At 74.0% G+C, this 24,337-nt stretch carries 27 protein-coding genes; 11 read left to right on the plus strand and 16 right to left on the minus strand.

Annotated elements, in window-relative coordinates; genetic code table 11:
* The first annotated feature begins 101 nt into the window (after window positions 1–101).
* Window positions 102–755 carry a class I SAM-dependent methyltransferase gene (locus ACFWPT_RS26110; protein ID WP_063352855.1) on the plus strand — a complete coding sequence of 218 codons (654 nt, stop codon included), beginning with the start codon at window positions 102–104 and terminating at the stop codon, window positions 753–755.
* A gap of 107 nt (window positions 756–862) precedes the next feature.
* Here ACFWPT_RS26110 and ACFWPT_RS26115 read toward each other — a convergent pair whose 3' ends face one another.
* The 6 genes from ACFWPT_RS26115 to tgmA form a co-directional block, all read right to left on the minus strand.
* The gene (locus ACFWPT_RS26115) at window positions 863–1,339 is read right to left on the minus strand and encodes a hypothetical protein (RefSeq protein ID WP_380344553.1); all 477 of its coding nucleotides are present in this window, start codon (window positions 1,337–1,339) and stop codon (window positions 863–865) included.
* A 10-nt stretch (window positions 1,340–1,349) separates the two neighbouring features.
* Window positions 1,350–2,093, minus strand: a complete 744-nt coding sequence (locus ACFWPT_RS26120) for a helix-turn-helix domain-containing protein (RefSeq protein WP_380484626.1) — start codon at window positions 2,091–2,093, stop codon at window positions 1,350–1,352.
* 53 nt (window positions 2,094–2,146) lie between these two features.
* Window positions 2,147–2,800: a hypothetical protein gene (locus ACFWPT_RS26125; protein ID WP_380484628.1), complete on the minus strand. Its 654-nt coding sequence runs from the start codon at window positions 2,798–2,800 to the stop codon at window positions 2,147–2,149.
* 107 nt (window positions 2,801–2,907) lie between these two features.
* Window positions 2,908–4,050, minus strand: coding sequence for an ATP-grasp peptide maturase system methyltransferase (tgmC, locus tag ACFWPT_RS26130; RefSeq protein WP_380484630.1), 1,143 nt, complete (start codon window positions 4,048–4,050; stop codon window positions 2,908–2,910).
* Complete coding sequence (tgmB, locus tag ACFWPT_RS26135) at window positions 4,047–5,012, minus strand: ATP-grasp ribosomal peptide maturase (RefSeq protein WP_380484632.1); 966 nt, start codon at window positions 5,010–5,012, stop codon at window positions 4,047–4,049. The genes tgmC and tgmB overlap by 4 nt, the downstream gene beginning before the upstream one ends.
* On the minus strand, window positions 5,012–5,272 hold the full coding sequence (gene tgmA, locus ACFWPT_RS26140; RefSeq protein WP_380344565.1) for a putative ATP-grasp-modified RiPP: 261 nt from the start codon (window positions 5,270–5,272) through the stop codon (window positions 5,012–5,014). The genes tgmB and tgmA overlap by 1 nt, the downstream gene beginning before the upstream one ends.
* A 338-nt stretch (window positions 5,273–5,610) precedes the next feature.
* On the opposite strand from tgmA, the gene ACFWPT_RS26145 reads away from it, so the two are divergent.
* The 3 genes from ACFWPT_RS26145 (at window position 5,611) to ACFWPT_RS26155 (ending at window position 7,316) form a co-directional block, all read left to right on the plus strand.
* A complete protein-coding gene (locus ACFWPT_RS26145; protein ID WP_380484635.1) occupies window positions 5,611–6,444 on the plus strand; it encodes a Scr1 family TA system antitoxin-like transcriptional regulator in 834 nt (277 codons plus the stop codon).
* The gene (locus tag ACFWPT_RS26150; protein ID WP_380484637.1) at window positions 6,437–6,637 is read left to right on the plus strand and encodes a DUF397 domain-containing protein; all 201 of its coding nucleotides are present in this window, start codon (window positions 6,437–6,439) and stop codon (window positions 6,635–6,637) included. The genes ACFWPT_RS26145 and ACFWPT_RS26150 overlap by 8 nt, the downstream gene beginning before the upstream one ends.
* A 217-nt stretch (window positions 6,638–6,854) precedes the next feature.
* The gene (locus ACFWPT_RS26155) at window positions 6,855–7,316 is read left to right on the plus strand and encodes an SRPBCC family protein (RefSeq protein WP_380484640.1); all 462 of its coding nucleotides are present in this window, start codon (window positions 6,855–6,857) and stop codon (window positions 7,314–7,316) included.
* A 44-nt stretch (window positions 7,317–7,360) separates the two neighbouring features.
* On the opposite strand, the gene ACFWPT_RS26160 is transcribed toward ACFWPT_RS26155, so the two are convergent.
* The 4 genes from ACFWPT_RS26160 to ACFWPT_RS26175 form a co-directional block, all read right to left on the minus strand.
* Window positions 7,361–8,038: a response regulator transcription factor gene (locus ACFWPT_RS26160; protein ID WP_063352848.1), complete on the minus strand. Its 678-nt coding sequence runs from the start codon at window positions 8,036–8,038 to the stop codon at window positions 7,361–7,363.
* Window positions 8,035–9,438, minus strand: a complete 1,404-nt coding sequence (locus ACFWPT_RS26165) for a sensor histidine kinase (protein WP_380484642.1) — start codon at window positions 9,436–9,438, stop codon at window positions 8,035–8,037. Before ACFWPT_RS26165 ends, ACFWPT_RS26160 begins: the two co-directional genes overlap by 4 nt.
* A gap of 181 nt (window positions 9,439–9,619) precedes the next feature.
* Window positions 9,620–10,471 (minus strand): ABC transporter permease, encoded by an 852-nt coding sequence (locus ACFWPT_RS26170; protein WP_380375581.1) that lies wholly within the window; start codon window positions 10,469–10,471, stop codon window positions 9,620–9,622.
* Window positions 10,468–11,436, minus strand: a complete 969-nt coding sequence (locus ACFWPT_RS26175; protein ID WP_063352845.1) for an ATP-binding cassette domain-containing protein — start codon at window positions 11,434–11,436, stop codon at window positions 10,468–10,470. Before ACFWPT_RS26175 ends, ACFWPT_RS26170 begins: the two co-directional genes overlap by 4 nt.
* A gap of 335 nt (window positions 11,437–11,771) precedes the next feature.
* Here ACFWPT_RS26175 and ACFWPT_RS26180 point away from each other — a divergent pair, with 335 nt between their 5' ends.
* The 4 genes from ACFWPT_RS26180 (at window position 11,772) to ACFWPT_RS26195 (ending at window position 15,563) form a co-directional block, all read left to right on the plus strand.
* A complete protein-coding gene (locus ACFWPT_RS26180) occupies window positions 11,772–12,704 on the plus strand; it encodes a hypothetical protein (RefSeq protein ID WP_380484645.1) in 933 nt (310 codons plus the stop codon).
* A gap of 77 nt (window positions 12,705–12,781) precedes the next feature.
* Entirely contained in the window at window positions 12,782–13,669 is an 888-nt protein-coding gene (locus ACFWPT_RS26185) for a hypothetical protein (protein WP_380484647.1), read from the plus strand.
* Entirely contained in the window at window positions 13,666–14,532 is an 867-nt protein-coding gene (locus tag ACFWPT_RS26190; protein ID WP_380484649.1) for a hypothetical protein, read from the plus strand. The genes ACFWPT_RS26185 and ACFWPT_RS26190 overlap by 4 nt, the downstream gene beginning before the upstream one ends.
* Window positions 14,529–15,563 (plus strand): hypothetical protein, encoded by a 1,035-nt coding sequence (locus ACFWPT_RS26195; RefSeq protein ID WP_380484652.1) that lies wholly within the window; start codon window positions 14,529–14,531, stop codon window positions 15,561–15,563. Before ACFWPT_RS26190 ends, ACFWPT_RS26195 begins: the two co-directional genes overlap by 4 nt.
* Before the next feature lie 43 nt (window positions 15,564–15,606).
* Here the strand turns inward: ACFWPT_RS26195 and ACFWPT_RS26200 are convergent, their stop codons facing one another.
* Both ACFWPT_RS26200 and ACFWPT_RS26205 read right to left on the minus strand, forming a co-directional pair.
* Entirely contained in the window at window positions 15,607–16,530 is a 924-nt protein-coding gene (locus tag ACFWPT_RS26200) for an endonuclease/exonuclease/phosphatase family protein (protein ID WP_380484654.1), read from the minus strand.
* Window positions 16,531–16,696: 166 nt separating this feature from the next.
* Window positions 16,697–17,347 (minus strand): M15 family metallopeptidase, encoded by a 651-nt coding sequence (locus ACFWPT_RS26205; RefSeq protein WP_380484656.1) that lies wholly within the window; start codon window positions 17,345–17,347, stop codon window positions 16,697–16,699.
* Between the two features lie 200 nt (window positions 17,348–17,547).
* Here ACFWPT_RS26205 and ACFWPT_RS26210 point away from each other — a divergent pair, with 200 nt between their 5' ends.
* Both ACFWPT_RS26210 and ACFWPT_RS26215 read left to right on the plus strand, forming a co-directional pair.
* Window positions 17,548–18,219, plus strand: coding sequence for a response regulator transcription factor (locus ACFWPT_RS26210; protein WP_063353004.1), 672 nt, complete (start codon window positions 17,548–17,550; stop codon window positions 18,217–18,219).
* Window positions 18,216–19,349, plus strand: coding sequence for a sensor histidine kinase (locus ACFWPT_RS26215; RefSeq protein ID WP_380484658.1), 1,134 nt, complete (start codon window positions 18,216–18,218; stop codon window positions 19,347–19,349). The genes ACFWPT_RS26210 and ACFWPT_RS26215 overlap by 4 nt, the downstream gene beginning before the upstream one ends.
* A gap of 40 nt (window positions 19,350–19,389) precedes the next feature.
* Here ACFWPT_RS26215 and ACFWPT_RS26220 read toward each other — a convergent pair whose 3' ends face one another.
* The 3 genes from ACFWPT_RS26220 to ACFWPT_RS26230 form a co-directional block, all read right to left on the minus strand.
* Window positions 19,390–20,082, minus strand: coding sequence for a hypothetical protein (locus ACFWPT_RS26220; RefSeq protein WP_380484660.1), 693 nt, complete (start codon window positions 20,080–20,082; stop codon window positions 19,390–19,392).
* 155 nt (window positions 20,083–20,237) lie between these two features.
* A complete protein-coding gene (locus ACFWPT_RS26225; protein ID WP_363376142.1) occupies window positions 20,238–20,843 on the minus strand; it encodes an SGNH/GDSL hydrolase family protein in 606 nt (201 codons plus the stop codon).
* 139 nt (window positions 20,844–20,982) lie between these two features.
* Window positions 20,983–22,086, minus strand: coding sequence for an NADH:flavin oxidoreductase/NADH oxidase (locus ACFWPT_RS26230; protein ID WP_380484662.1), 1,104 nt, complete (start codon window positions 22,084–22,086; stop codon window positions 20,983–20,985).
* 286 nt (window positions 22,087–22,372) lie between these two features.
* Here ACFWPT_RS26230 and ACFWPT_RS26235 point away from each other — a divergent pair, with 286 nt between their 5' ends.
* Complete coding sequence (locus ACFWPT_RS26235) at window positions 22,373–23,698, plus strand: cytochrome P450 (RefSeq protein WP_380484664.1); 1,326 nt, start codon at window positions 22,373–22,375, stop codon at window positions 23,696–23,698.
* A gap of 92 nt (window positions 23,699–23,790) precedes the next feature.
* On the opposite strand, the gene ACFWPT_RS26240 is transcribed toward ACFWPT_RS26235, so the two are convergent.
* The gene (locus ACFWPT_RS26240) at window positions 23,791–24,066 is read right to left on the minus strand and encodes a hypothetical protein (RefSeq protein WP_380378220.1); all 276 of its coding nucleotides are present in this window, start codon (window positions 24,064–24,066) and stop codon (window positions 23,791–23,793) included.
* Window positions 24,067–24,337: the final 271 nt, after the last annotated feature.

Consider the following 24,337-nt stretch of genomic DNA (forward strand, 5'->3'; position numbering starts at 1 on the left):
CGCAACCGGCCCGCAACCGGCCCCGGAAACCCCCAACCCGCCCCGCCCGGCGAGCGATTCGTTCAAGACGCCACCACACCCCCCGACCGACACTGACCCCCATGACCGATCGCGCCTTCACCCCCGCCGCCGGCCGCCTCGGCCCCGTACGCCTCTACGACCCCATCGTCTCCCTCACCCGCGAACGCCTGTGGCGCAGCCTGCTCGCCATGCACGTGGCCCCCCGCCCCGACGACGTGATCCTCGACGTCGGCTGCGGCACCGGCTCCCTGGCCGTCCTCCTCGGCCGCGTCGAACCACGCGCCCGCGTCATCGGCGTCGACCCCGACCCCACCACCCTCGAAGTGGCCCGCCGCAAGGCCGCCGCCGCCGGCGTCACCCCCGAATGGCACATCGGCATGGGCGACGCCGTCGCCGACCTCGTGGGCGCCGAAACAGCCGACACCGTCGTCTCCAGCCTCGTCCTCCACCAGTGCCCCATCCCCATGAAACAGGCCGTCCTCGCCTCCATGCACACCGCGCTGCGCCCCGGCGGCAAGCTCGTCATCGCCGACTTCGGGCGCCAGCGCACGGCCGCCATGCGCCTGGCGTTCCGCATCGTGCAACTGGCGGACGGCAAGGAGGACACCCAGCCCAACGCCGACGGCATCCTGCCCCGGCTGATCACCGAGGCCGGCTTCCACGGCGTGCGCGAGACCGAGACCGTCTCCACGCTCACCGGCTCGCTGTCGTTCTACGTCGCCCGCCGCGCGTAGGCCGCGCCCGCGCCGCCCGTCGGGTTCCCTGCCCGTCGGGTTCCCTGCCCGTCGGGTTCCCCGTGCGACCGGGGGAGATGACGCACCGGCAGGCCCGCACCTCCTGCTCAGCCGAGCGCCGTGTACTTCACCCGCTCCTGGAGCGGAGTCAGGCACTCCGTCAGCCGGCGTGCCTCGATGCTCTCCACGCGGTCGGGCGGTTCGTCCTCGTCCCCGGCCCAGCACATGTAGATGTCGACCGGCCCGTGCAAAAGGGCCGCGGACACCAGCGCCGCCAGGAACTCCCGTGAGTGCTTCTGCGCGAGGAACTCCTCGCGCTCCTCGTCCCGCATCGCGTCGACGAGCGCCATCGCGTCGGCCGTGTCGGTGAACCCCTCCCACTCGAACCGGGAGCTGTTGAACCCACAGCCGCAGCCCTCGTGCGAGCCGACGCAGGTCACGTGCGGTGAAGTGAAGCGGGCTCGAACGGGCGCGTCGGCGGCAGTCTCGCGAACCCCGCAGTAGCAGGTCCCGAGCTGCGGACCGGCGGCGCAGGGGATCGGCAGCACGGGCTGTTCGGTTCCGATCCACACCATCAGACACATGCGGACGAGGCTACGCCCGGCCCGAGGCACCCGCCGGACTGCCTGCCCGGCCCGGGCCGCCCGCCGGGCCCGAGGCGCGCAGCACCGGGAGCACCGCCGACGGCGTCAGCCCCGTCATCTCCCGCATCTGGCGGCTGAAGTGCGCCTGGTCCGCGAAGCCGCCCGCCAGCGCCGCCTCGGCGAGCGTGCGCCCCTCGCCCAGCGCGTCGGCGGCGCGGGCCAGCCGCCGCCAGATCCGCCAGCGTGCCAGCGGCACCCCCAACTGCCGCCGCGCCAGCGCCCGCAGGCGCTGCGGCGACAGCCCCACCCGCGCCGCCAGCCCCGGCAGCGCGACCCGGTGGTCCGTCAGCGCCTCCATCGCCGCCCACAGCCGCACGTCCACCTCGGCCGACGGCAGCACCCCGGACGGCTGCAGGTCCTCCTCCACCAGGTCCCGCCACTGGGGCGCCACGGTGACACCGTCACCGCACCCCGCCCGCAGCCGGTCCGCGAACGCGCAGTGCGGATCGACGAAGAACGCCGACACCCCCCGGACCGGCGCCATCCGGTGCCACACCATCGGCGCCACCACCACCGCCGCGCCCCGGTGGCGGACCCCGGCCCCGTCCACGATCGTCACCTCGCCGCCCGTCGCCGCGACGGCGACCTGGAACGCGGCGTGCCGGTGTGACGTGCTGTCCGCCAACGGCCCCCGGTACAGCGCGTACCCCGCGCCCACGACGAAGTGCCGCCCGATCCCCTCCCACTGCCCCATCCGCCCGATGCTGCCAGAGCGCCGCGCCCGCCACCCCGGATTCCGGCCACCCCCTACTGCCTCAGGCCCACGTCGCGGGCCTTCCAGGCCAGGAACGCCGAGAACCGGACCGTGCCCGCCAGCCCGGCCAGGGCGAGCACGATCCACAGCGGGATCCCGAGCAGGCTGGGCCGGCTCGTGATCATCCGCTCGCCGGCGAGCCACACCCTGGTCTCGTGGCCGTCCGGATACAGCTTCCCGGTGGGCCGCTCCTCGCCGAACTCCCGGCCGCCGGCGCTCCAGTGGTACGTGCAGCCGTAGACGTCGTGGCCCTGGTTCTGGTCGTCCAGCTCCCGGCCCGTCGTCCGGCAGCCCGTCACGGTGGCCGTGACGCCGGGCGGCTCGTGCAGCCTGGTCCGGACGGCGTAGGCGGCCTGCGCCGCCGCGAACACCGTGCCCAGGGCGAGCACCAGCAGCAGCACCAGCGCCACGCAGGAGACGACGTAGTCGGTGGTGGAGACCCGACGCAGCAGCGGCAGCGAGGCGCCGACGGCCGCCACCAGCGCGACCCCGCACACCACCAGCCACCACCGCCGATCGCCCGGCAGGTCCTGCGACCCCGCCCACACCACCGGCCCGGCCGCGCCCCCCAGCACCGCCACCCCCGCCACCACACCCACCGCACACCGCCGGTGCAGCGCCCCCCACGCCACGGAAGCCTCGCGCACCACCCCGCCCCCTCTCCCCGTTCACCCTCGCCACCCCCGAGGACGCCCCCACCCGAAGCCACGGTTTCGGTCCGGTGCGACAGGCTCGGTGCGGGGCTGAGCCAGGCCTATACGGGCAGATCCCATCCGGGCCCGTCCTCGGTGCCGAGCCAGACCCGCTGTCCGGCCGCCGACACGGTGATCCCGAAGCGATCCTGGTGCGGCTCACCGGCCGCCTGCCAGGTCTCAACCGTCTGCTCGACGTGGTCCCACAGGGCGACGGGCCCGCGCTGGGTCACGGTCCACCCGCCGGTGGGGTCGGGCGCCGTCCGGGCCTGCGATCCGGTGGCCAGGTCCCAGAGGATCTGTTGAGCCCCCACACCCATGCGGATTGCCCCGGGTGCGGCAAGCTGGGCCACCCAAGCGCCCGTCCAACTGTCCAGCTTCGCCGGGTCGATGCGGGTCGGACGCTCCTTGCCGGGCAGGAGGTCCAGCGTCGGGCGGGGCGGTCGGTCGTGCGTGCGGGCGATCATGAAACCGGTTTGGCCGGTCAGGAACCGGCCAGTGGCCTCGCCAGGTCCGGTCACGTCGAGCAGCACGAGGGCGTTCGCGTAGCTCCACCCGGAGAGGGTGACCAGGATTCGACCGCCGGGCTTGACCTGGTGGAGCCAGGAGAGAGGGACGTACCGGACGGAACAGGTGGCGATGAGCCGGTCGTACTGCCCGCCGTCCGGGTCGCCGCGCAGCCCGTCACCGATGATCAGCCGGGGGGAGAATCCCGCAGTCCTGATCGCCGCCGCCGCTGCCGCGCCGACCGCGGGGTCGTACTCGATGCTGGTGAGGCCGGCGTCCCCGAGGCGGTGCGCGCCGAGGGCGGTCGAGTACCCGGTGCCCGTACCGATCTCCAGTACCCGGTGCCCGGCCTCGGCGCCCAGCTGCTGCCACATGCGCAGTACGACGGACGGGAGGGTGGACGACGATGACGGGATACCTGTCACGGTCTCCCCGGCGGTGTCCTCGGGCCCGATGCGGCCGTCGAGTTGGGTCACCAGCGTCTGGTCGTCGTAGATCCCGGCCAGCCACCCGGGCTCGCCCTGACGGACGGACCGGTAGCTGGTCGGGACGCTGCCGGCGACCGGAGCGAAGTAGGTTCCGACGAAGAGCTCTCGCGGAACGGCCCTCGCCGCACTGTCCCACTCGCGTTCGGTCAGCGTGCCGTCCTCGGTGAGCCTGTCGGCCAGAGCGGTGCGGAGTTCAGCCGGCGTGCTCATGCGTCACGGCCTTTCTGTAGCTGGTCGGCGAGGGCGCGGGAAATCGCCTCGGTGGTCTCGGCCGGCTGCCATGCCCACTGGCCGTTCGGGTTGCATTCAAGGAAGTACCAGTCGCCCGAGGCGGTCACGGCGAAGTCGAACGCGCCGTAGACCAGACGAAGTTCTCCGAGGTAGGCGGCGACCGAACGTGCGACCGGCTCGGGTACGCCGATCGGGGTGCACGTCATCCGGTCCTGACGGCGCCGCCAGTCAAGGTCGGGGCTGTCGATCCGGACGCCGAACAGGCGGTTGCCGACGGCCGTCACCCTTGCGTCGAACAGCTTCGGCACCTTCGCCTGGAAGAGGTGCGGGCAGGCGGACACGGCGCCGGTGATGTCGGCCGGATCGACCTCGCGCACCCACACGGCGTGAGGCTGTCCGCCGACCGAGTAGGGGATGTTCCACAACGGCTTGTACACCGCCCCGGCGGCCTGGGCCGCCACGAACTCCCGTGCCTCGTCCGCGCTGTTCGTGATCACCGTGTCGGGGACCGGGAACCCGCAGCGCTGCGCGGCCGCCAATTGTGCCGGCTTGTGCTCGGCCGCACGGTTGGCCCAGGGGTGGTTCACGTAGTGCGCGGCGGGGAGCGAGGCGAGGATGCCGCCCGCACCCCACAGGGATTGCGAGGCGGCGAACCGGCGGTCCTGGCCGTCCAGTTCGGAGGGCCCTTCGTAGGGTGAGGCCCGGCGCACCCAGACGGACCGGACGGCGGAGAGGTCGAGCTCCCGGCTGGCCGTGCGCAGGGTGCCCCGCTGCTGGCCCGTGCGGTACGTGGCGATCAGCGAGGCACCCGTGTGCAGGTCGGCGCCGGGATCGAGCCGGACCGCCGGAACCCGGCGCTCGGCGAGCACCCGCAGTACCGCATCCGAGGTCACGTCAAGGGGGTTGGTCAGCACCAGCACCGACCCGCTTCGGTCGTTCATCAGCCGTTGCTCTGGTCCTGGTCGTAGGACTCGGTGCTGTCGGCGTCGGTCGGCCCGCCCGGTTTTCCGTCGGGCGTGGTCGTGGTGGGCGTCAGGCCGCTCGTGCTGGTGCCGTGCCCGCCCAACTCGACCGTGCGCCCGTGCTCGTCCACGATCACCGCAATCTGCGTCTCGGGGTCGATGACGGGCGTGTGCTGCGGGACCGGGACGGTAGCCGTGAACGGCCCCATCCGGGTGGTACCCCACGGTGCGGTTGTCATCTGTACTGCGCCTCCATTTCGTGGTGGTGCTGACAGGATCAACAACTCGGCCGGTTGGCCGAGTTGTGCAATCCGACCCCGGTCGCTCGACCTGTCCGGGGTCGGGACGGCCGGGGTGGGGGCTTGGGAACCCGATCCGAGCGGAACGGACCTCAAGTCCGTGACGGGTTCGCCGACCTGCGGGCGGTATCGCGGCTTCGGGGACACGGGGGTGCTTTTGAGCGCCACGACAGCGGCTCCGTTCCGTAGTTCGACGACTACCGGGGGTGCCAACTGTCCTCTAGGCCGCGGAGCTGTTCAACTTGTCCCACGGTGTCAGATTGGTAGGACGAACAGCCTTGAACAAGCGGGAACTTGACCCCCCGACATCCCCGGCCGCCGAGTTCGGCGTACTGCTTCGCACGTCGCGCGAGCAGCGGGGCTGGACTCAGGAACACCTTGCCGAGCTGATCGGCTGTACATCGTCGTACATCTCCGCGCTCGAGCACGGCCGAAGGAAACCAAGTCAACAGATCTCAACGGCACTTGATCGAGTCTTCGAGTCGGGAGAGCAGTTCCTCAGGGAGTGGAGTACGTCCGGTCGGCGGGTCTTGTTCGAAGGCTTCGACGAGTACCTGCGCAATGAAGCGAAGGCCATCGCCCTGAGGCTGTTCGAGATCAACCTGGTTCCGAGTTTGCTCCAAACGCCCGAGTACAGCCGAGTTTTTCAGGAGGCGGCTGTCCTGCGGGGGGTCGCAACTCAGCAGCAGGCCGACGAACGAATCGAGAAGGTGCTGCTCCGACAGCAGGCCCTCGCCCGAGATCCGGCGCCGCACGTCCAGGTGGTGATGGACGAGGGGGCGCTACGGCGGCCGATCGGTGGTCGGGACGTCATGGTGGCGCAACTCAGGCACCTGGAAGCACTCGCTTCACGTCCCCGTTTCCTGGTGCAGGTGTGTCCTATCACAGCAGGCGAGAACCGCCCGTTCGGGCATCCAATTACGTTGCTGACCATGCCGAACAGGGCCATCGTGGGGTACGGCGAGACGCAGCGGCGCGGCTACCTCGAACGCGATCCGGAGACGTTGGCTGAGTGGGCCGGTGAGTACGATCATCTCCAGGCCGAGGCGCTGCGCCGAGCAGCGAGCATCGAGTTCATTCGAAACGTGCGGAAGGGTTTTGAGCATGGATGATCGCAATGCCACCTGGCACAAGAGTTCCTACAGTACCCAGGGAGGGAACTGCGTCGAGGTCGGTGCGAACGTCGTCCACACCGTCCCGGTCCGTGACTCCAAGGATCCCCACGGTCCCGCGCTGGTCTTCCCTGCCGACGCCTGGTCGAGCTTCGTCGCCGCCGTCCGTTCCGGACAGTTCGGCAACGCCTGACGTACGCGTGCCGCCCTGACGCCCCGCCACCCGGGAAACCGCCGGGAAGCCTGTCTCTCTCATGACCCGCACGCCCAGAGCCGAACGGTAGGCAAGCGGCATCGTCGCACCCGGGCCCGCCCCGCCCGATGTCACGGTTTCGGGCCGTGCCCGGTCCTCATCGGTGAACAGGGCGCGGCCGACACCCGCGTCCCCCGCTGCAGGAGAGGGACGAGCCATGGAAACCGTGACCGTGCGACGGGTCGTCGCGGCGCCGATCGCCGAGGTGTTCGACTGGTGCGCCACGAGCACCAACTACACCCGCTCCCCGTTCGTGCTCAGGGCGCGCCTGGCCCGGCCCGGGGAAGGCGCGCCCTACGGGGTGGGCGCCGTGCGGCTGCACACCTGGCTGATCGGCTGGTTCAACGAGCGGATCACCGCCTACAACGCCCCGCACGGCTTCGACTACACCGTCGACCGCAGCTTCCCGCCGGCCCGGCACGAGTTCGGCCGGATGACGTTCGAGGAGGTCCCCGAGGGCACCCTGGTCGTCTGGGCGACCGGCTTCGCGATCCCCGTCCCCCTGGTCGGCGCGGCCCTGGCCCGCCGGGTCGGCAAGCCCGTCATCGCCCACGTCTTCGGCGCCATCCTGTCCGCCGCCGCCACCGACCTCGAAGCCGCCCCGAAGAAGCGCCCCTGACACCGCGGCGCCAGGGGCGCCCCCCGCGGCAGGAGCGGGACGGCTCAGGCCGGCGGGTTCGGCCGGTTCAGGCCGCGGTCGTAGGCGAAGATCACGGCCTGCACCCGGTCCCGGGCGCCGATCTTCGCCAGCACCCGGCTGACGTGCGTCTTGACGGTCGACTCCGCGAGCACCAGGCGCTGGGCGATCTCGCCGTTGGTCCAGCCCCGGCCGACCGCGACCAGGATCTCGCGCTCGCGCTCGGTCAGGGCGTTCAGCCGCGGGTCGTCCTCGGCGGCCGCGCCGGGCGGGCGCACGGGCAGGTGGTGGGCGTAGGCGTCCAGGAGGCGCCGGGTGATGGCGGGGGCGACGACGGCGTCGCCCTCGGAGACGGCGCGGATCCCGGCCAGGAGGTCCTCCGGGCGGGCGTCCTTGAGGAGGAAGCCGCTGGCGCCGGCGCGCAGCGCGGCGTGGGCGTACTCGTCGAGGTCGAAGGTGGTCAGGACGAGGATGCGCGAGCGCCCGCCGGTGGCGACGATGCGGCGGGTGGCCTCGATGCCGTCCATGCCGGGCATCCGGATGTCCATCAGGACGACGTCGGGCCGCAGGTCGGCCGCCAGGCGTACGGCCTCGGCGCCGTGCGCGGCCTCGCCGACGACCTCCGTGCCGGGCTGGCTCTCCAGCAGCATCCGGAAGCCGTACCGCTGGAGCGGCTGGTCGTCGACGATGAGGACCGTGGTCACGTCAGGCCGCCTGTCGGGTCGGGGTCGGGGTCGGGATCGGAGGTGAAGGCGCCGGGTCCGCCGAGGCCGTCGGGTCCGTCGGGCCCGTCGGGGGTGAGGTCGAGGACGGCCTCCACGGTCCATCCTGCCCCGGGCCCGGGCCCGGCGGTGACGGTGCCCCCGTACAGGGCCGCGCGTTCGCGCATGCCCGTGAGACCGTGCCCCTCCTCGCCCGCCGTGCCGCCCCGCGCCGCCCCGCCGGGTGGACCGCCGGGTGGACCGCCGGGCGGACCGCCGTCCCGCACCCGCACCCGCAGCCGGCCGCCCTCGGCGGCCAGCGTCACGTGCGCCCGGGTGTCGGGCCCGGCGTGCTTGAGGGTGTTGGTGAGCGCCTCCTGGACGATGCGGTACGCCATCAGCTGCACCCCGCGGTCCAGCCGCCCCACCTCGCCGCGCGCGGTGTACACGACCTGCGGCCCGGCGGCCCGGATGCGCGCGCACAGCTCGTCGAGGTCGGCGATGCCCGGCTGCGGCGTGAACTCGGGGCCCTGCTCGCCGCCCTGGTCGCGCAGGACGCCGAGCATGCGCCGCAGCTCGCCCAGCGCCTGGCGGCTGGTCTCCCCGATCAGCAGCAGCGCCTCCCGGCCCCGCTCGGGGGAGGCCTCGGTCGCGTACGCGCCGCCGTCCGCCAGGGTGATGATCACGGACAGGTTGTGGCCGATGATGTCGTGCATCTCCCGGGCCACCCGGGTGCGCTCGGTGGCGGTGGCCAGCCGGCTGCGCTGGTCGCGCTCGACCTCCAGCCGCGCCGCCCGCTCGCGCAGCCCGGCGAGCTGGGCCCGGCGGATGCGCACCGCGATGCCGACGGCCACCGCCGCCGTCGCCGCGCTGAACAGGAAGAACAGCGCGTCCCCGACCGGCAGCCCGCCGGACAGCTCCACCGCGACCAGCGCCGACGCGCCGGCCATCGCCGTGCACGCCCATGCCAGGTGCCGCAGGCTCCCGTGCAGGGCCAGGCTGTAGAGGGCGACGAGCAGCGCGACGTCCGCGCGCAGCGCCACCCCAAGTGACCACTGCAGGACGAACACCGCCGCGACCGCCGAGAACGCCGCCGCCGGTCGCCGCCGGCGCCACAGCAGCGGCAGCAGCAGCCCCGCCTGCAAGGCCAGCATCGCCGCCAGCGGCGGGCGGGCGAAGACGATCCGGTGCTCGCGCGCCCGCTCCCCGCCGTCGTGGAAGGGCAGCAGGTCCGGCAGGCAGAACAGCAGGAAGACCGCGGCCACCACCGCGGTGTCCAGCACCCACGGGTGGTCGCGGTCCGCCTGCCGCGCCCGCTGCCCCAGCCGGGCCAGGCGCGCGAACACCGGGTGCCCCGACAGCGGGTCGCCCCCCGCCCCCGCGGCGGTGTCGTGCTCGCTCACGGCGTCACCTTCGTCCAGCTCATCCGCAACGGTCGTCACCTTCGTCCAGCCTCATCCCGGAACGGACACGAAAACGGACACGAAAACGGAAACGGAAACGGAAACGGAAACGAAACGCGCCCGGTGCGGCACCCGACTCGAACGGGCACCGCACCGGGACGTCCACGCAGTCTCCCAGTCCTCAGGCGTCGCTGCGCACCAGCCGCACGGCCGCGCCCGCCAGGGCGAGCACCGTCCACAGCAGGAACACCGCCAGCCCCGCGGCGGGCGACAGCGTGGTCGCGTCGTGGTGCAGGGCGAACAACGCCTGGCCCGCGTTGCTGGGCAGGTAGGGGCTGATGTGGTCCTGCCAGGACGAGGGCAGCAGCGAGATCAGGCCGGGGACCAGCATCAGCGAGGCCACCAGCACCGAGATGCCGCCCGCCACCGACCGCAGCAGCGCGCCCAGCGCGACGCCGATCACGCCCACCAGGGCGAGGTAGAGCCCGGCCCCCAGCAGGCCGCGCAGGACGCCGGCGTCGGAGAACGTCATCGCCGCGCGGGTGCCGGAGAGGATGCCGCTGTCGGCCGCGAAGGCGACGAACACCCCGACGGTGCCCAGCAGCAGCACCACCACGCCGTACACCGCCGCCTTGGACCACAGCACCGGCAGCCGGCGCGGCACCGCGGCCAGGGTGGAGCGGATCATGCCGGTGGAGTACTCGCCCGCGGCGACCAGCACGCCCAGGACGCCGAACGCCAGCTGCGCGAAGTTGGTGCCGAACAGCGACAGGCTCAGGGCACTGGCGTCGGCGAAGTCCCCCCGGTCCATCGGGCGCCCCGAGGTGATCCTCGACTTGAACTGGAACGCGGCGATCAGCCCGAACGCGACCAGGAACAGCAGGCCCAGGCCCAGCGTGATCCAGGTCGAGCGCAGCGACCACAGCTTGGCCCACTCCGAGCGCAGCACGCGCACGGGCGTCACCCGGTAGGCGGGGCGCGCGGGCCGCCGGTCGGCGGCCGCGGACGTCTGGCTCGGTGCGATGGTGCTCATGCCGCGCTCCTCGGGGACTCGGCGCCGGCACCCGCACTGGCGGCGGGCCCGGTCGCGGTGGTGGTGCCGTGGTACTCCACGGCGTCCCTGGTCAGCTCCATGAACGCCTCCTCCAGGGAGACCGTGCGGGTGGTGAGCTCGAACAGGGCGATGCCCTGCTCGGCGGCCCGCAGGCCGATCTCCCGCGCGGCCAGGCCGGTGACGAGGAGCTCCTCCGAACCGGAACGGCCGGTGACCTCCACCCCGGGCCCGGCCAGCGCCGTGCGCAGCCGGGCCGGATCGGCGCTGGCCACCTTCACCACGTCGCCGCCGGCCTGGCGGACCAGGTCCTGCACGGTGGTGTCGGCCAGCAGCCGGCCCCGCCCGACGATGATCAGGTGGTCGGCGACCAGCGCGACCTCACTCATCAGGTGCGAGGACACGAAGACGGTACGGCCTTCGGCGGCCAGCGAGGTGAGGAGGTTGCGGATCCACAGCACGCCCTCCGGGTCGAGGCCGTTGACCGGCTCGTCCAGCATCACCGTCGCCGGGTCGCCCAGCAGCGCCGCCGCGATCCCCAGCCGCTGGCCCATGCCCAGCGAGAACGCCCCGGCACGCTTCCTGGCCACCGACTGCAGCCCGGTCAGCTCGACGACCTCCTCCACCCGCGAGCGCGGGATGCCGTGGGTGTGCGCCTGGGCCATGAGGTGGTTGAACGCGGAGCGCCCCGGGTGGATCGACTTGGCCTCCAGCAGCGCCCCGACCTCCTGCAAGGGCGCCGCGTGCGCGGCGTAACGGCGCCCGTTGACGCGCACCGAGCCGCTGGTGGGCGCGTCCAGTCCGACGATCATCCGCATGGTGGTGGACTTCCCGGCGCCGTTGGGCCCGAGGAAGCCGGTGACCGTGCCGGGCTTGACCGTGAAGTCGAGCCGGTCGACGGCGGTCTTCTCCCCGTACCGCTTCGTCAGCTGGTGCGCCTCGATCATCGCTCACCCCTACGCTCCGGGGCCGGACCGTCCCGGCCTCCCTCACACTCCACGCTAGGTGCGGCGCCGGCGCGATCCGTGGTACCCCGGACCGATCATCGGAAGGGGCGCGGTACCGCGGTACCGTGCCCGGATCGCCTGTTGCGGTTACATCACGACGTGTCCGATTCATCGAGTATTGGACCGGAGTGCGGCGATTAACTTTGTTGGCAGCGGTGCGAACGGTCTCTCATAATGCCTGCTGAGACGCGTGATGGACGGTCCGGAGAACCGCCGGGGGAGCGGTTTGCGAGGGAGTCCGCGCGCGAGATCCCACATTCTCCCGGGGGAGTTCCTTGTCCGCGCCCGAAAACGAAACAGCCGCCGTTCCGGAGCAGCCCGACGCTGCGCCGCAACCGGCCGCCGTACCGCAGCACCCCGCTGCGCCGCAGCACCCCGCCGTACCGGAGCACGCCGCCGTTGCGGAGCAGCCCGGCGTTGCGCCGCAGCACGCCGTCGCACCCGAACCGGCCGCGCGCCGGCTGCCGCGCGCCGTCGGCGTCGTACTGGCCACCGCCGGCCTGCTCGCCGTCACGGCGACCAGCGCCGCGGTGACCGTCGCCGTCGGCAGGCCGGACGCCCGCCCGGTGGCCGCCGCCGCACCCGCGCCGGCCACCACCACCACCACCGCCAGCCCGAGCCCGACGCCCTCCGCCACCCCGGTACCGGTGCCGACGCCCACCGCCGCCCCGACCACCCCCAAACCGGCCAGCACCGTCAAGGGGACCGTCAACGGCGGCAAGCACGAGGGCGACCTGCGCTACTTCCTGCTCCCGATCCCGGACGGCGGCGAGTCGTACGGGCCCGCGGACGGGATGACCATGACCAACGACGACGTCACCGACCTGTTCGGCAAGCAGGACGGCATCATGGACATCCTCGGCTCGTACGGCTACCAGTCGGGCGCCACCCGGATGTACCGGACGGCCGACGGCAAGGCCGAGGTCACCGTCACCCTGCTGCGCTTCGGCTCCACCTCGATGGCGCGCGAGTTCGTCCAGGGATACACCCTCAAGTCGCAGGACCCGATCGACATCGACGGCGACCCGAACGCCCACGGCTACCTGCACAAGCCCAAGCAGCAGGCGTACACCGGCTCGATGACCGGCATCTCCAGCCAGGGCGACGTCCAGTACACGATCGACGTCGAGGTGAAGGGGACACCGGACAAGGCGCTGCTGAGCGGGCTGATGAAGCGCCAGCGCGAGTGGCTCGCCTCCGGCGGCTGAACGCAGCTGAACGCGGCTGAACCCGCGCCGCCGCCCGCCCCGACGCCGTCCTCCCCACCCTCCTCTGGAGCCACCCCGTGACCACCGAACCCGCGCTGCCCCCGCCCGGCACCGCGCCGGCGCCCGCCGCCCCGCCGCGGCCCGCCGCCATGCCCACCGAGACGCCTTTCACCGAACCGCAGTTCACCGCCGAACCACCGTCCACCGCCGAGGCGTTTTTGTTCGACGCGCCGGCCCCCGATCTCCTGTCGGCCGCCCCCGAGCGGGCGCCCCGCGCCCCGCGCCGCCCGCGCCCGGTGCTGCTGGCGGTGTCCGGACTGGTGCTGGGCACCCTGGTGGGCGGCGGCGTCGGCTACGCCGTCCAGGCCCAGCGCCCGCCGACGCCGCTGCCGCCGATCCAGGTCGCGCGCCCGTCCTACCCGGCCGCGGCGGTCGACCCGACCGCCTTCGCCGCCCAGCAGCCCAAACCGCTGGCCATCGACGGCGACCTGCTCAAACTGCTGATCGGTGCCCCGGACGGCAGCGCCGCCTGGGGAGAATTCCCGGACAAGCCGAGCTGGGTGTCGGTCGGCGAGCTCGCCGAGCACAGCGACAGCGCGGTCCGCGACTTCAAGGACCTGAACTCCCGGGGCTTCCGGCGCGCGGCCGAGGTGGACTGGAAGAAGGGCGACACCAGGTACCGCGTGTCGCTGGTCCAGTACGCGCCGGACCGCGCCGACGAAGCCGCCACGCACGCCGTCGGCACCACCCGCAACCTGAAGCCGTTCGCCGACGGCGCCAACGGCGGCTACCGGGTGGACGAGACACCCAGGTACTGGGCCGACAGCGCCGATCGGTACTACTACGGCCAGGCCGTAGCCCAACGCGGCACGGTGGCGATGGTGGTCGAGGTCTTCGACCCCAAGCCGGTGAACCCCGACGTCGTGAAGGACCTCGCCAAGCAGCAATGGGAGCGGCTGGTATGACCGACAACAGCATGACCGGGACCCCGGCCGCCACGCCGGCGCCGACCGCCCCCGAGGCGGCCCCGGCCGCCGCCGAACAGCCCGTCGCCGAGCAGCAGTTCGCCGCCGAGCCCGCCGCCCCGCGCCCCGCCTCCCGCCGCCTGCTGCGCGCGGGCGCCGCGACGGCCGCAGCGGCGCTGGCCGGGGTGGCCATCGGCGTCGGCATCATCAAGACCCAGTACGACGACCCCGCCCCGGCCGTCGCCGCCGGGCCGTCCGCCGCGCCCGTCCCGACCGCGACCGCCACGCCGTTCGGCGCCAAGTCCAACGGCAACCACTTCGGTTCGCTGCGCGACCTGCTGCTGCCCGTCCCGGCCGGCTACGAACCCGGCCCGGACGAGGGCGGCTACGGCAACGACACCGAACTCGGCGCCGAGTTCCTGTCCGCCGAACTGGACGACGAACTCCAGCAGATCCCCAAGGACAAGCGCGACAAGCTCCGCTCCTACTGGGAGGGCCTGCACGTCAAGGCCACCGGCGTGCGCACGTACCGGACCACCGAGGACGACCTGGTGGTCGGCCTGAAGCTGCGCCAGTTCAACCAGCAGGAAGTGCAGAAGCTCAACGAGTACACCGCGGTCTTCACCGGCGACACCGGCCTGTTCCGGATCGGCCCGGAGATCCCGGGCCACCCCGAGGCGCACTGCTACCTGATGCCGGCGCCGCCGTCCGCGCCGATCGACTACCTGGAGTGCTCGGCCGCCGAGGGCGACCTCCTGGTGGTCATGAACGTCGAGGGCGTGGCACCGCTGCCCAAGGACCGGATCGTCGCCCTCTTCACCCTGCAGCTCGACCGCCTCGCCCGCCCGGGAGCGTCCGCATGACCGACCACGCCACCCCGCACGAGCCCGCCGCCCTCGCCGAGACCCCCGCCGAGGCCGCCACGGAGACTCCCGCGGGCACCTCCGCCGAGTTCCCCGTCGCTCCCGCCGCGGAGACCCCCGAGGAGCACGAGGCCCGCCTCGCCCGGCGCAGCGCCCGCCGCAGGGCGGCCGCGCGCTGGGCCACCGCCACCCTGGTGTTCGCCCTCGCGGGCACCGGCGCCGCGCTGGCCGTCACCGCCCCCGAGCGCACCGACCTGCCCGGCCTGGCCACCCCGGGCGACGGCCGCTACACCTTCCCGCCGCTGACGCTGCCGCCGCTGCCCTCGGGCAGCAGCGCGCCGGACCGTACGGGCGGCAAGAACGCCCTGCACGCCGCGGACCTGCGCTACCTGCTGCTGCCCGCCCCCAAGGAGGCCGGCGGCAGCCTCACCCCGGCGCTCTACCCGGTTCCCACCGCCTCGGCCACCGGCACCCCGTCGGCGAGCGCGACCCCGAGCCCGACCGCCACCGCCTCCGCCTCCGCCTCCGCCTCGGCGTCGGCCTCGGCGGGCGCGAGCCCGTCCACGGCCCCCGCCGGCCAGGCCCCGGCCGACTGGGTCACCTGCGACGCGATCCTCGCCGACCAGCAGGACCCGGCCGAGCTCCGCGCACTGCTCCTGCAGGACGCCTGCCGGGCGGCCACCGTCCGGGAGTGGACGGCCTCCGACGGTACCCGCACCCAGATCCGGCTGCTGCGCTTCGGCGCCTCCTTCGAGTCCTGGAACGTCTTCTCCTCCCTGCGCTCCGACGCCAAGCCCACTGCCCTGCCCGGCGCGAAGAGCACCTCCCACAGCGCCTGGGACACCGTCGAGGGCGTCCACCTGGACGCCCAGGAGAGCACGGCGAAGGGCACCAAGGGCACCCCGAACGCCCGCGTCGCCTACCTCTGCGCCTCCGACCTCGTCGCCGTCGTCACGATGACCAACCCCGACGGCGTCCCGGACGCGGCCTTCCGCCAGGTGGTCACCCTCCAGTCCGACCTCCTGGCCTGACACCGGCTCCCGCGCCCGCCGCCACCCCCGCGCCTGCCGCCCCTCACGCCGTCAGCCGGGCGGCGGCGGGCAGGTGGTCGCTGGAGGTGGCGGGCAGGGTCCAGGCGGCGGTCGCGGACAGGCCCCGGGTCATGACGTGATCGATCCGGGCCAGCGGGAAGACCGCCGGCCAGGTGAACCCGAAGCCGCCGCCCGCGCTGTCCTGCGCGGAGCTCAGCCGACTGGTGACCGGGGCGAGCGCGTGGTCCCCGGCGGCGGTGTTGAGGTCGCCCAGCATCAGCACCCGGGGCAGGGGCTCCTCGTCCAGCGCGGCGCCGAGCGCGGCGAGGTTGCGGTCGCGGTGAGCGGTGGCGAAGCCGGTGACGTTGAGCCGGACGGAGGCGAGATGGACCACGTACACGGCCAACGGCCCACCGGGGGCCTGGACTTCGGCCCGCAGCGAACGGCTCCAGCCCGGGTCGATGGTCAGCCGCCGTGCGTCGGTCAGCGGGTGGCGGCTCCACAGCGCGACGGTGCCGATCCGCGTGCGGTGCGGCAGTTCGGCGTCCAGCACGTGCTGGTAGACGGGCAGCGCGGCGTCGGTGACCTCCTCCAGGGCGACCAGGTCGGGGCGGGCGGCGAGCAGCGCCCGGGCCGTGCCGGCGGGGTCCGGGTTCTGCGCGCTCACGTTGTGGGTGACCACGGTCAGGCCCGCACCGCCGGCCGGGCCCGCACCGCCCCCCGGCGGCGGGCCGCCGCCGGCGAGCACCGGCCCGAGCACGACGGCCCACACCGCGGCCAGCACCACCGCGGCGCACGCCGGCACCGGCGCGCGGCGCAGCGCGGCGGCGAGCAGGACGGCGGGCACCACGACGCCGGCCCAGGGCAGGGCGCTCTCCCACAGGCTCCCCAAGTGGACGCCCAGGCTCGGCACCCGCCGGTGACCGGCCAGGGCGAGGGCGGTCAGCAGGGCCACGGCGGCGGCCACGCGGCCGCGCCGCCAGCGCCCGACCGGCGGGCGTTGCTGCCGCTCCCGACGGCATCGACGGCCGCCCGGGCGGGAGACACCCGCCGGAGCGCTTCCCGCCCCCGCCTGCGGGCCCGCTCCCGCCCCCGGCGCGAGCCCCTCCTGCGATCGGATCATGAACGGCCCCCTACCCGGCCGCGTCGGGCAACTGGGCCGGGCAGGTCCCGCCAGGGCTGGTGAGCAGCTCGAAGTGCCAGATCTCGTTGGCGTACACCTGGCAGAGCCCGTACCGCGCGCCGTGCTGGATCAGCCAGTAGTCGGCATTGGTCGGGCCGATGTCGATCGCCTTGCCCGAGACGTGTGCCGACTTCTCCGGCGTGTTCACGAACTGCCTGGCCCGCTCCGGACTCCCGTACCTGGCCACCCCCTTGTCGAGCAGCCGCTGCTGGTACTCCTTGCTGCGCCAGCCCGAGGTGACGGTCATCTCGATGCCCTGGGCGCGCGCGTCCCGGGCGGCCTGCTGGACGGCTTCCAGCAGCGGCCCGTCCAGGTTGCCCACCGCCGGGGCCCCGGTGTCGAACGGGGTCAGCGTCGTGCCGTCGGGAATGTCGCCGTCCGCCCCCACCGAGGAGCCGGAGCCCGGAGCGAGGGAGGAGGAGAACGGCGCGACGGTGGCCGCCAGGGTCCGCAGCGCCGCCTCGGTCGCCGGCGGATCGGCGGCCGCGCAGGCGCCGGCCAGCGCCAGCACCACCACCGCCCCGGTGCCCACGGCCACCGCCCGCCGGCCACCTCCCGCCGTCCGCCACCGCGTCGCCTCCTGGCGCGTCGTCCCGTCCATCGCTGCCTCCCGGCGCTCGTCATCTCGCCGCGACGGGGAAACCCGGCGGCCACACCATGGGAGGAAATGCGGTGTTACCAGGACGTCTGCACTAACCGATACGTTTTCGATAGGCCCGTTCGTGTCCAATGGACACCAACGGCAACGGCAACGGCAACGGCAACGACAACGACAGCAAGAGCGGGACGGGAGAACAGCGCGTGCGGGTCCTGGTGGTGGAGGACGAGATCTACCTCGCCGAGGCGGTCCAGGCGGGCCTGCGCCTGGAGGCGATCGCCTGCGACATCGTCACGGACGGCGACGCCGCCCTCGAACGCCTCGCCGTCCACACCTACGACGTCGTCGTCCTGGACCGCGACATCCCCGGCACCCACGGCGACGACGTCTGCCGCACCATCGTCGAGCACCGCCTGGGCTGCCGCGTCCTCATGCTCACCGCCGCCGCCCGCCTCAACGAGAAGGTCGCCGGCTTCGAACTCGGCGCCGACGACTACCTGACCAAACCCTTCGACCTCGCCGAACTCGTCGTCCGGCTGCGCTCCCTGGCCCGCCGCCCCGCCCAGGCCGCGCCCCCCGTCCTCGAATACGCCGGACTGCGCCTGGACCCCTTCCGCCGCGAGGTCTACCGCGACGGCCGCTACGTCGCCCTCTCCCGCAAGCAGTTCGCCGTCCTGGAGGTCCTGATGACCGCACGCGGCGGCGTCATCAGCGCCGAGAACCTCCTCGAACGCGCCTGGGACGAGAACGCCGACCCGTTCACCAACGCCGTCCGCATCACCATCTCCGGCCTGCGCAAACGACTCGGCGAACCCTGGGTGATCCAGACCGTGCCCGGCGTCGGCTACCGCCTCACCGACGGCACCCCCACGTGAGCGCCCCGCCCCGCACCCGCCCCGCGCCGCGACCGCGCCGCCTGACCGCCCGCCTGCGGCTCACCCTCAGCTACACCCTCTTCGCCGTCATCACCGGCACCCTCTGCCTGGCCGTCGTCTACATCGGCATGCGCTACATCCCCAACTACCCGCTCACCTCCTCCAACCCCCGCGACCGCCTCTCCGCCCCCTCCCGCCAGGAGATCCTCCGCTCCCTGCTCACCATCTCCGGCTACGCCCTGGCCCTGCTCACCGCCGTCGGCACGATCGGCGGCTGGTTCATCGCCGGCCGCGTCCTGCGCCCCCTCCAGGACATCACCAGTGCCGCCCACCGCGCCGCGAGCGGAGCACTCGAACACCGCATCGCCCTCGCCGGCCCCCGCGACGAGTTCACCGACCTCTCCGACGCCTTCGACGAGATGCTCGAACGCCTCCAGCGCTCCTTCGACGCCCAGCAGCGCTTCGCCGCCAACGCCTCCCACGAACTGCGCACCCCCCTGGCCATCACCCGCACCATGCTCCAGGTCGCCGCGGCCGACCCGGCCCGCCAGGACTGGACCACCCTCGTCGCCCGCCTCCAGGACACCAACCAGCGCGGCATCGAGATCAGCGAGGCGCTCCTCCAACTCGCCGACCTCGGCCACACCGCCCCCGAACTCGAACCCCTCGACCTCGCCCGCACCACCCGCGACGCCCTCGCCGCCGTCCAGGAGGAGGCCGCCGCCCTGGGCGTCACCGTCACCACCGACTGCCGGCCCGCCCCCGCCACCGGCAACCCGGTCCTGCTGCGCCAGGCCGCCGTCAACCTGCTGCAGAACGCGCTGCGCCACAACCTGCCGACCGGCGGATCCGTCACCGTCACCACCGGGGCCGATCCGGACCACCCCGGCCGGGTCCGGCTCGCCGTCACCAACACCGGCCCCCGCCTGGCCCCCGAGACGGTCCCCACCCTCACCGAGCCCTTCCTGAGGGGCCGCGGCCGCACCGCGCAGTCCGACCCCGCCCGCCGCGGTCACGGCCTCGGGCTGGCCATCGTCGCGGCCATCACCGACGCCCACCACGGCGACCTCGGCCTCACCCCCGCCCCCGGCGGCGGCCTGCACGCCACCCTCAGCCTCCCGGCCCGCTGAGCCCCGCCCGCCGGAGCGCCGAACCACTGAGCCGCCGGCCTCACCCCGTCGGCTGCCCCGGCCGGCCCGGCACCCACAGCGGCACCGGGCCGCCGAGCGCCATGTACCGGGCCGCGTCCTCCTCCAGCCACCCGTCCACCCGGCCCGGATCGCCGCCGCACGACTCCACCAGCGCGGCGGCCGCGATCCGGGCACAGGCCAGCATCAGCGCCAGGGTGTCCCGGCGGTGGTACCGCTCGCGGACGTAGGCCTCGCCCCGCTCGTCGATGCGCCGGCCGTGCGCCTCCCGGCCCTCGGCCGCCGAAGCGCCCCCGCCCCCGTCCCCGCCGTCGGCGGTGACCGCCTGGACGCCGTGCCACACCAGGGCGAGCGCGGCCGGTTCGGCCGGGTGCGTCACCTCCGCCCGGCCCGCCTGCTCACGGGCCTCCGCCGACCGCCGGCCCAGCCACTCCAGCACCGCCGGCACATCCCCCTCGCGCGCCTGGAGCACCAGCTCCGCCGCCCGGTACGCGAGCGCCCGCAGGACCTCCCCGGCCGGCACCCGCAGCCCCGGCGCCGGCGGCTCGCCGAACGCCAGCCAGGCGTCCGCGAACGACGCCGCCCGCATCCGCCCCAGCCACGCCGGAGCCCCGGCCGCGTCGCCCACCCACTCCTGCGCACCCAGCCGGACCAGGCCCGCCGCGGCAAGCCGCGCCGCGTCCCCGTCCAGCCCGCACAGCCGTCCACCCCTCACCGCGCACCCCCGTCAGCGCCCTCAAATCCCGTGACGGGCACATCCCACCACACCAGGACGCAAGCGAACTAGACAGGGACCCGACAAAAATTCCGGACGCCGCCCAGCCGCCGATCAGCGGCAACCGCCCCGACGGCCCGCCCGGCGCGGCCCGCTCACAGGGCGGTGAGTTCGCCCAGCCCCAGTGTGCGCAGCGTGTGGTCGGCCAGGTGCAGGTGGCCGACGCCGTTGGGGTGCGTGGGGTCGTCCAGCCACGGGATCGCCTCGCCGTCGGGGAACTCGGCGAGCCAGTACGCCTCGTGGTCGACGAGCAACGCGCCCGTCTCCGCGGCGAGTTCACGCACGGCCTGGCAGTACGCGGGCAGCTCGGGGCGGGCGGCGCGCCCGGCGTGGCTGGCCACGAGCGGCGTGTGCAGCACGATCTGCGCGCCGGCGGACCGGGCGACGATCTCGCGCATGGCGTCGCGGAACTCCCCGAGCCCCTCCAGCCCGGCGGGGGCGTCGTTGGTCCCCAGCGAAAGCGACAGCACGTCCGGTGCGAACCGCCCGATGACGAAGTCGTACGCCCCGAGGACGTCGGTGGCCCGCCAGCCGGACACGCCGGTGTTGACCACGACGTCCGTCAGCCGGCCGAGCTGCCAGCAGAGGCGTTCCTGCACGTGCTCCACCCAGCCGCGCGCGCCGTGGGTGTGGAGGGCGGCCCGGGTGATGCTGTCCCCGGCCGCCACCCAGGTCATCGCACCGTTCGACAGTTCGACCATGTGCCCGTCCCCCTTTGATGGTTCGTCCTGTGCCGCGGTCCCCGCCGCGGTACCCGAAGAGTTGATCACAGGTGCGCGGGACCGGCGGGCGGCGGGGCGGGCCTCCACGGGGAACCGGGCCGCCGGAACCGGGGCGCCGCTACGCGAGGTGGTACTGCACGGGGGTGGAGACCCGGGCGCCCAGTTCGGCGGCGGCGCGGCGCGCCCAGTACGGGTCGCGCAGCAGCTCGCGGCCGAGCAGGACGGCGTCGGCCTTACCGGCGGCGAGGATGTCCTGGGCCTGGACGGGGTCGGTGATCAGGCCGACGGCCGCCACGGGCATGCCGGCCCCGCTGCGCACCGCCTCGGCGAAGGGCACCTGGTAGCCGGGTCCGGCGTCGATCGTGGCGTCGGGGACGAGGCCTCCGGTGGAGATGTCCATCAGGTCCACGCCGTGGGCCAGGAGTTCCTTGGCGAGGCGGACGGTGTCCTGGGAGGTCCACCCGGTGCGGCCGTCCTGCGGGTTCTCGGTGAGCCAGTCGGTCGCGGAGACGCGGAAGAGCACGGGCAGGTCCTCGGGCCACGCCGAGCGGACGGCGTCGACGACCTCCAGGGCGAAGCGGATGCGGCCCTCGAAGGAGCCGCCGTACGCGTCGGTGCGGTGGTTGCTGTGAGGGGAGAGGAACTGGTGGATCAGGTAGCCGTGGGCGCCGTGGATCTCGACGGCCCGGAAGCCGGCGTCGAGCGCGCGCCGGGTGGCGTCGGCGAACTGCCGGACGATCCCGCGGATCTGCTCCTCGGTGAGTTCGTCGGGCCTGGTCCGGGTGGGGGCGAAGGGCAGGGCGCTGGGGGCGAGCGGCGTCCATCCGTGGGCTTCGTCCGGGGCGAGGGCGCGGCCGCGGTCGATCCAGGTGCGCTCGGTGGACGCCTTGCGGCCGGCGTGGGCGAGCTGGAGGGCCGGCACGGTGCCCTGCGCCGTCAGGAAGGAGGTGATCCGCCGGAAGGCCGCGACCTGGGTGTCGTTCCAGATCCCGAGGTCGTAGGGGGTGATGCGGCCTTCGGGGCTGACGGCGGTGGCCTCCATGATGATCATCCCCGTGCCGCCGGTGGCGCGTGCCGCGACGTGGGCGAAGTGCCAGTCCGTCGGGGCGCCGGCCGCGTCGCCGTCCGGAGCGGCGCTGTACTGGCACATCGCCGCCATCCAGACGCGGTTGGGGACGGTCAGGGTCCTCAGGGTGTAGGGGGTGAAGAGGGTGGTGCTCATGGGCGGACTCCTGTCGGCGGAGGCGGAGGCGGAGGCGGGGCCGGGGGCGGGGGCGGGGGCGGGAGGAGCGAGGGGAAGCCTTCGCGAATGATTGCAGGTGCACTTTGCGTGACACCACAATAGTTGTGTGCGCCGATTGGTTGCAAGCGCTGGCAATTTCACCCGGCGTCGCCACTGCCGGCCGGACGCGCTCCCGCGCGATCCTGGTCCCCACGGCCGTCGGCGCTGCGCCGCCCGCGTCCACCGTCCGGGCGGCGGATCCGACCATGCGTCACCAGGAGGTCCGATGAAGATCCCCGGTCCCGACCCCCGGCCGGACGGCGGGGTCGGCGCCATCGCGCAGGCGGGCGGGCTGCACGCCTACCAGCTGCGGCTGCACGCCGAGTACGGCCCCGTGGCGCGGTTCCAGCTGCCCGGCGCCGAGACGGCCGTGTCGGTCGCCGACCCGGTGCTGCTGGAGGCCACCGCGCACCTGGACCGCCGCCCCGAGCGCCTGTTCTCCTTCCTGGACCCGCTGTTCGAGGCCGGCAACCTGCAAGTGCTCCCGGCGGACGAACACGCCCCGTGGCGCCGCACCCTGCTCTCGGTCCTGGCCGGCCGCCCCTCGCACGAGCAGGCCTTCGACCGCTTCACCGCGCTCGCGACCGGCCTCGCGGACCGCTGGGTCGCGCGGGGCGCCCGGGGCGAGGCCGTCGCGCTGCAGCAGGATCTGACCGCCCTGTCCCTGCGGATGATCTGCGCGTACGCCCTGGGCGGCGAGGTCGAGGGCCCGGACGTCGTCGCCGCCGCCTTCGAGGAGGTGCTCGCCGACTACCTGGAACGGCTCTACCAGGTGCCCCCCGCCGTCGACCCGCAGGAGCGCGCCGAGCGGACCGCGCGGGCGCTCGCCCTCCTGCGCGCGACGGTCGACCGGGTGATCGCGGCCCACCGCGACGGCGGCCGCGCCGACCGCGGCGACCTGGTCGGCGCACTGGTCGAGGCCGGCGAGCGCCCCGCCCGGATCCGCGACACCGTCCTCGCGACGATGCTCGCCGCCCACCACACCACCGGCGTGGCCGTCTCCTGGACCCTGCACCTGCTGGGCCGCCACCCCGAGGCGGCCGAACGCGTCACCGGGGAACTGGACCGCGTGCTCGGCGACCGCCCGGCCCCCGGGTACGCCGACCTGCGGCGCCTGCCGTACCTGCGGACGGTCCTCCAGGAGTCGATGCGCCTCTACCCGCCCGGCCCGTACGGCGCGCGCCAGACCACTGAAGCGCTCACCCTCGGCGCGTACGAGGTCCCCGCCGGGGCGGTGGTCTTCTACCCGTTCTGGGCCATCCACCTGAACCCCGACCACTGGCCCGAGCCCGAACGGTTTCGCCCCGAGCGCTTCACCCCGGAGCAGGCGGCCGGACGCGCGCGGCTGGCCTGGGTCCCCTTCGGGTTCGGCCCGCGCAGCTGCGAGGGCGCCGCCCTGGCCATGGTCGAGTGCGAACTGCTGCTGGCCGTCCTCCTCAAGCGCCTGCGCTTTCGGCCCGTGCCGGGCCACCGGGTGGTCCCGATCGAACGGTTCGTCCTCTGGGCGGCCGACGACATCCGCATGCTCGTCAGCCCGCGCGGGGGCGGGTGAACGCCGCCGCCCCGCGCGGCCCCCGGCTCCGGGCGTGCGGGTGCCCCGGGACGGTTCGTCCCGGGGCACCCGGCATGGGGGAGCGGAGGGGATCAGCCCCCGATGCCGATACCGGTCTCGGTGGCGTAGCCGGCGACACCGTTGGGGCCCACCGCGACGGCGGCGTCGAGGAACGAGGCACCGTCAGGACCGAACTGGACATCGGTGATGTGCAGGGCACTGCCGTTCGGGCCGACGGAGAACGCCCCGTGGTCGTAGTTCAGGGAGGGGATGTTGTTGGGCGTGTCGGCGGAGGCGATGGTCGCCCCGCCGAGAACGAGCGGGAGGCAGAGGGCGGAGACGGTCAGGACGCGGCGCGCAGTACGCATGGGGGAAGAGCCCTTCCAGATAAGGGTGGTGATGGTCGATCGGACTGCCACGAAATGGCGTCCTGTCACCATCCACACACATGCGTATGCGGAGCGCTACCGGGGATGGCTGTCCGGGGCTACCGGTTCACCCGGGCCCCCCATCGCCGCCCCGAGGACGTGACGGGCGGGCCCGCCGGCGACCGGCGAGGCCACCGACCCCGCCGGGCCACCGCCCCGGACGCCGCCCACGGCCGGGTCGGGCGCGCAGGTGCCGCCCGGCGACTTGACG

It is taken from the genome of Kitasatospora sp. NPDC058478, from assembly GCF_042720345.1.
Lineage (GTDB): Bacteria > Actinomycetota > Actinomycetes > Streptomycetales > Streptomycetaceae > Kitasatospora.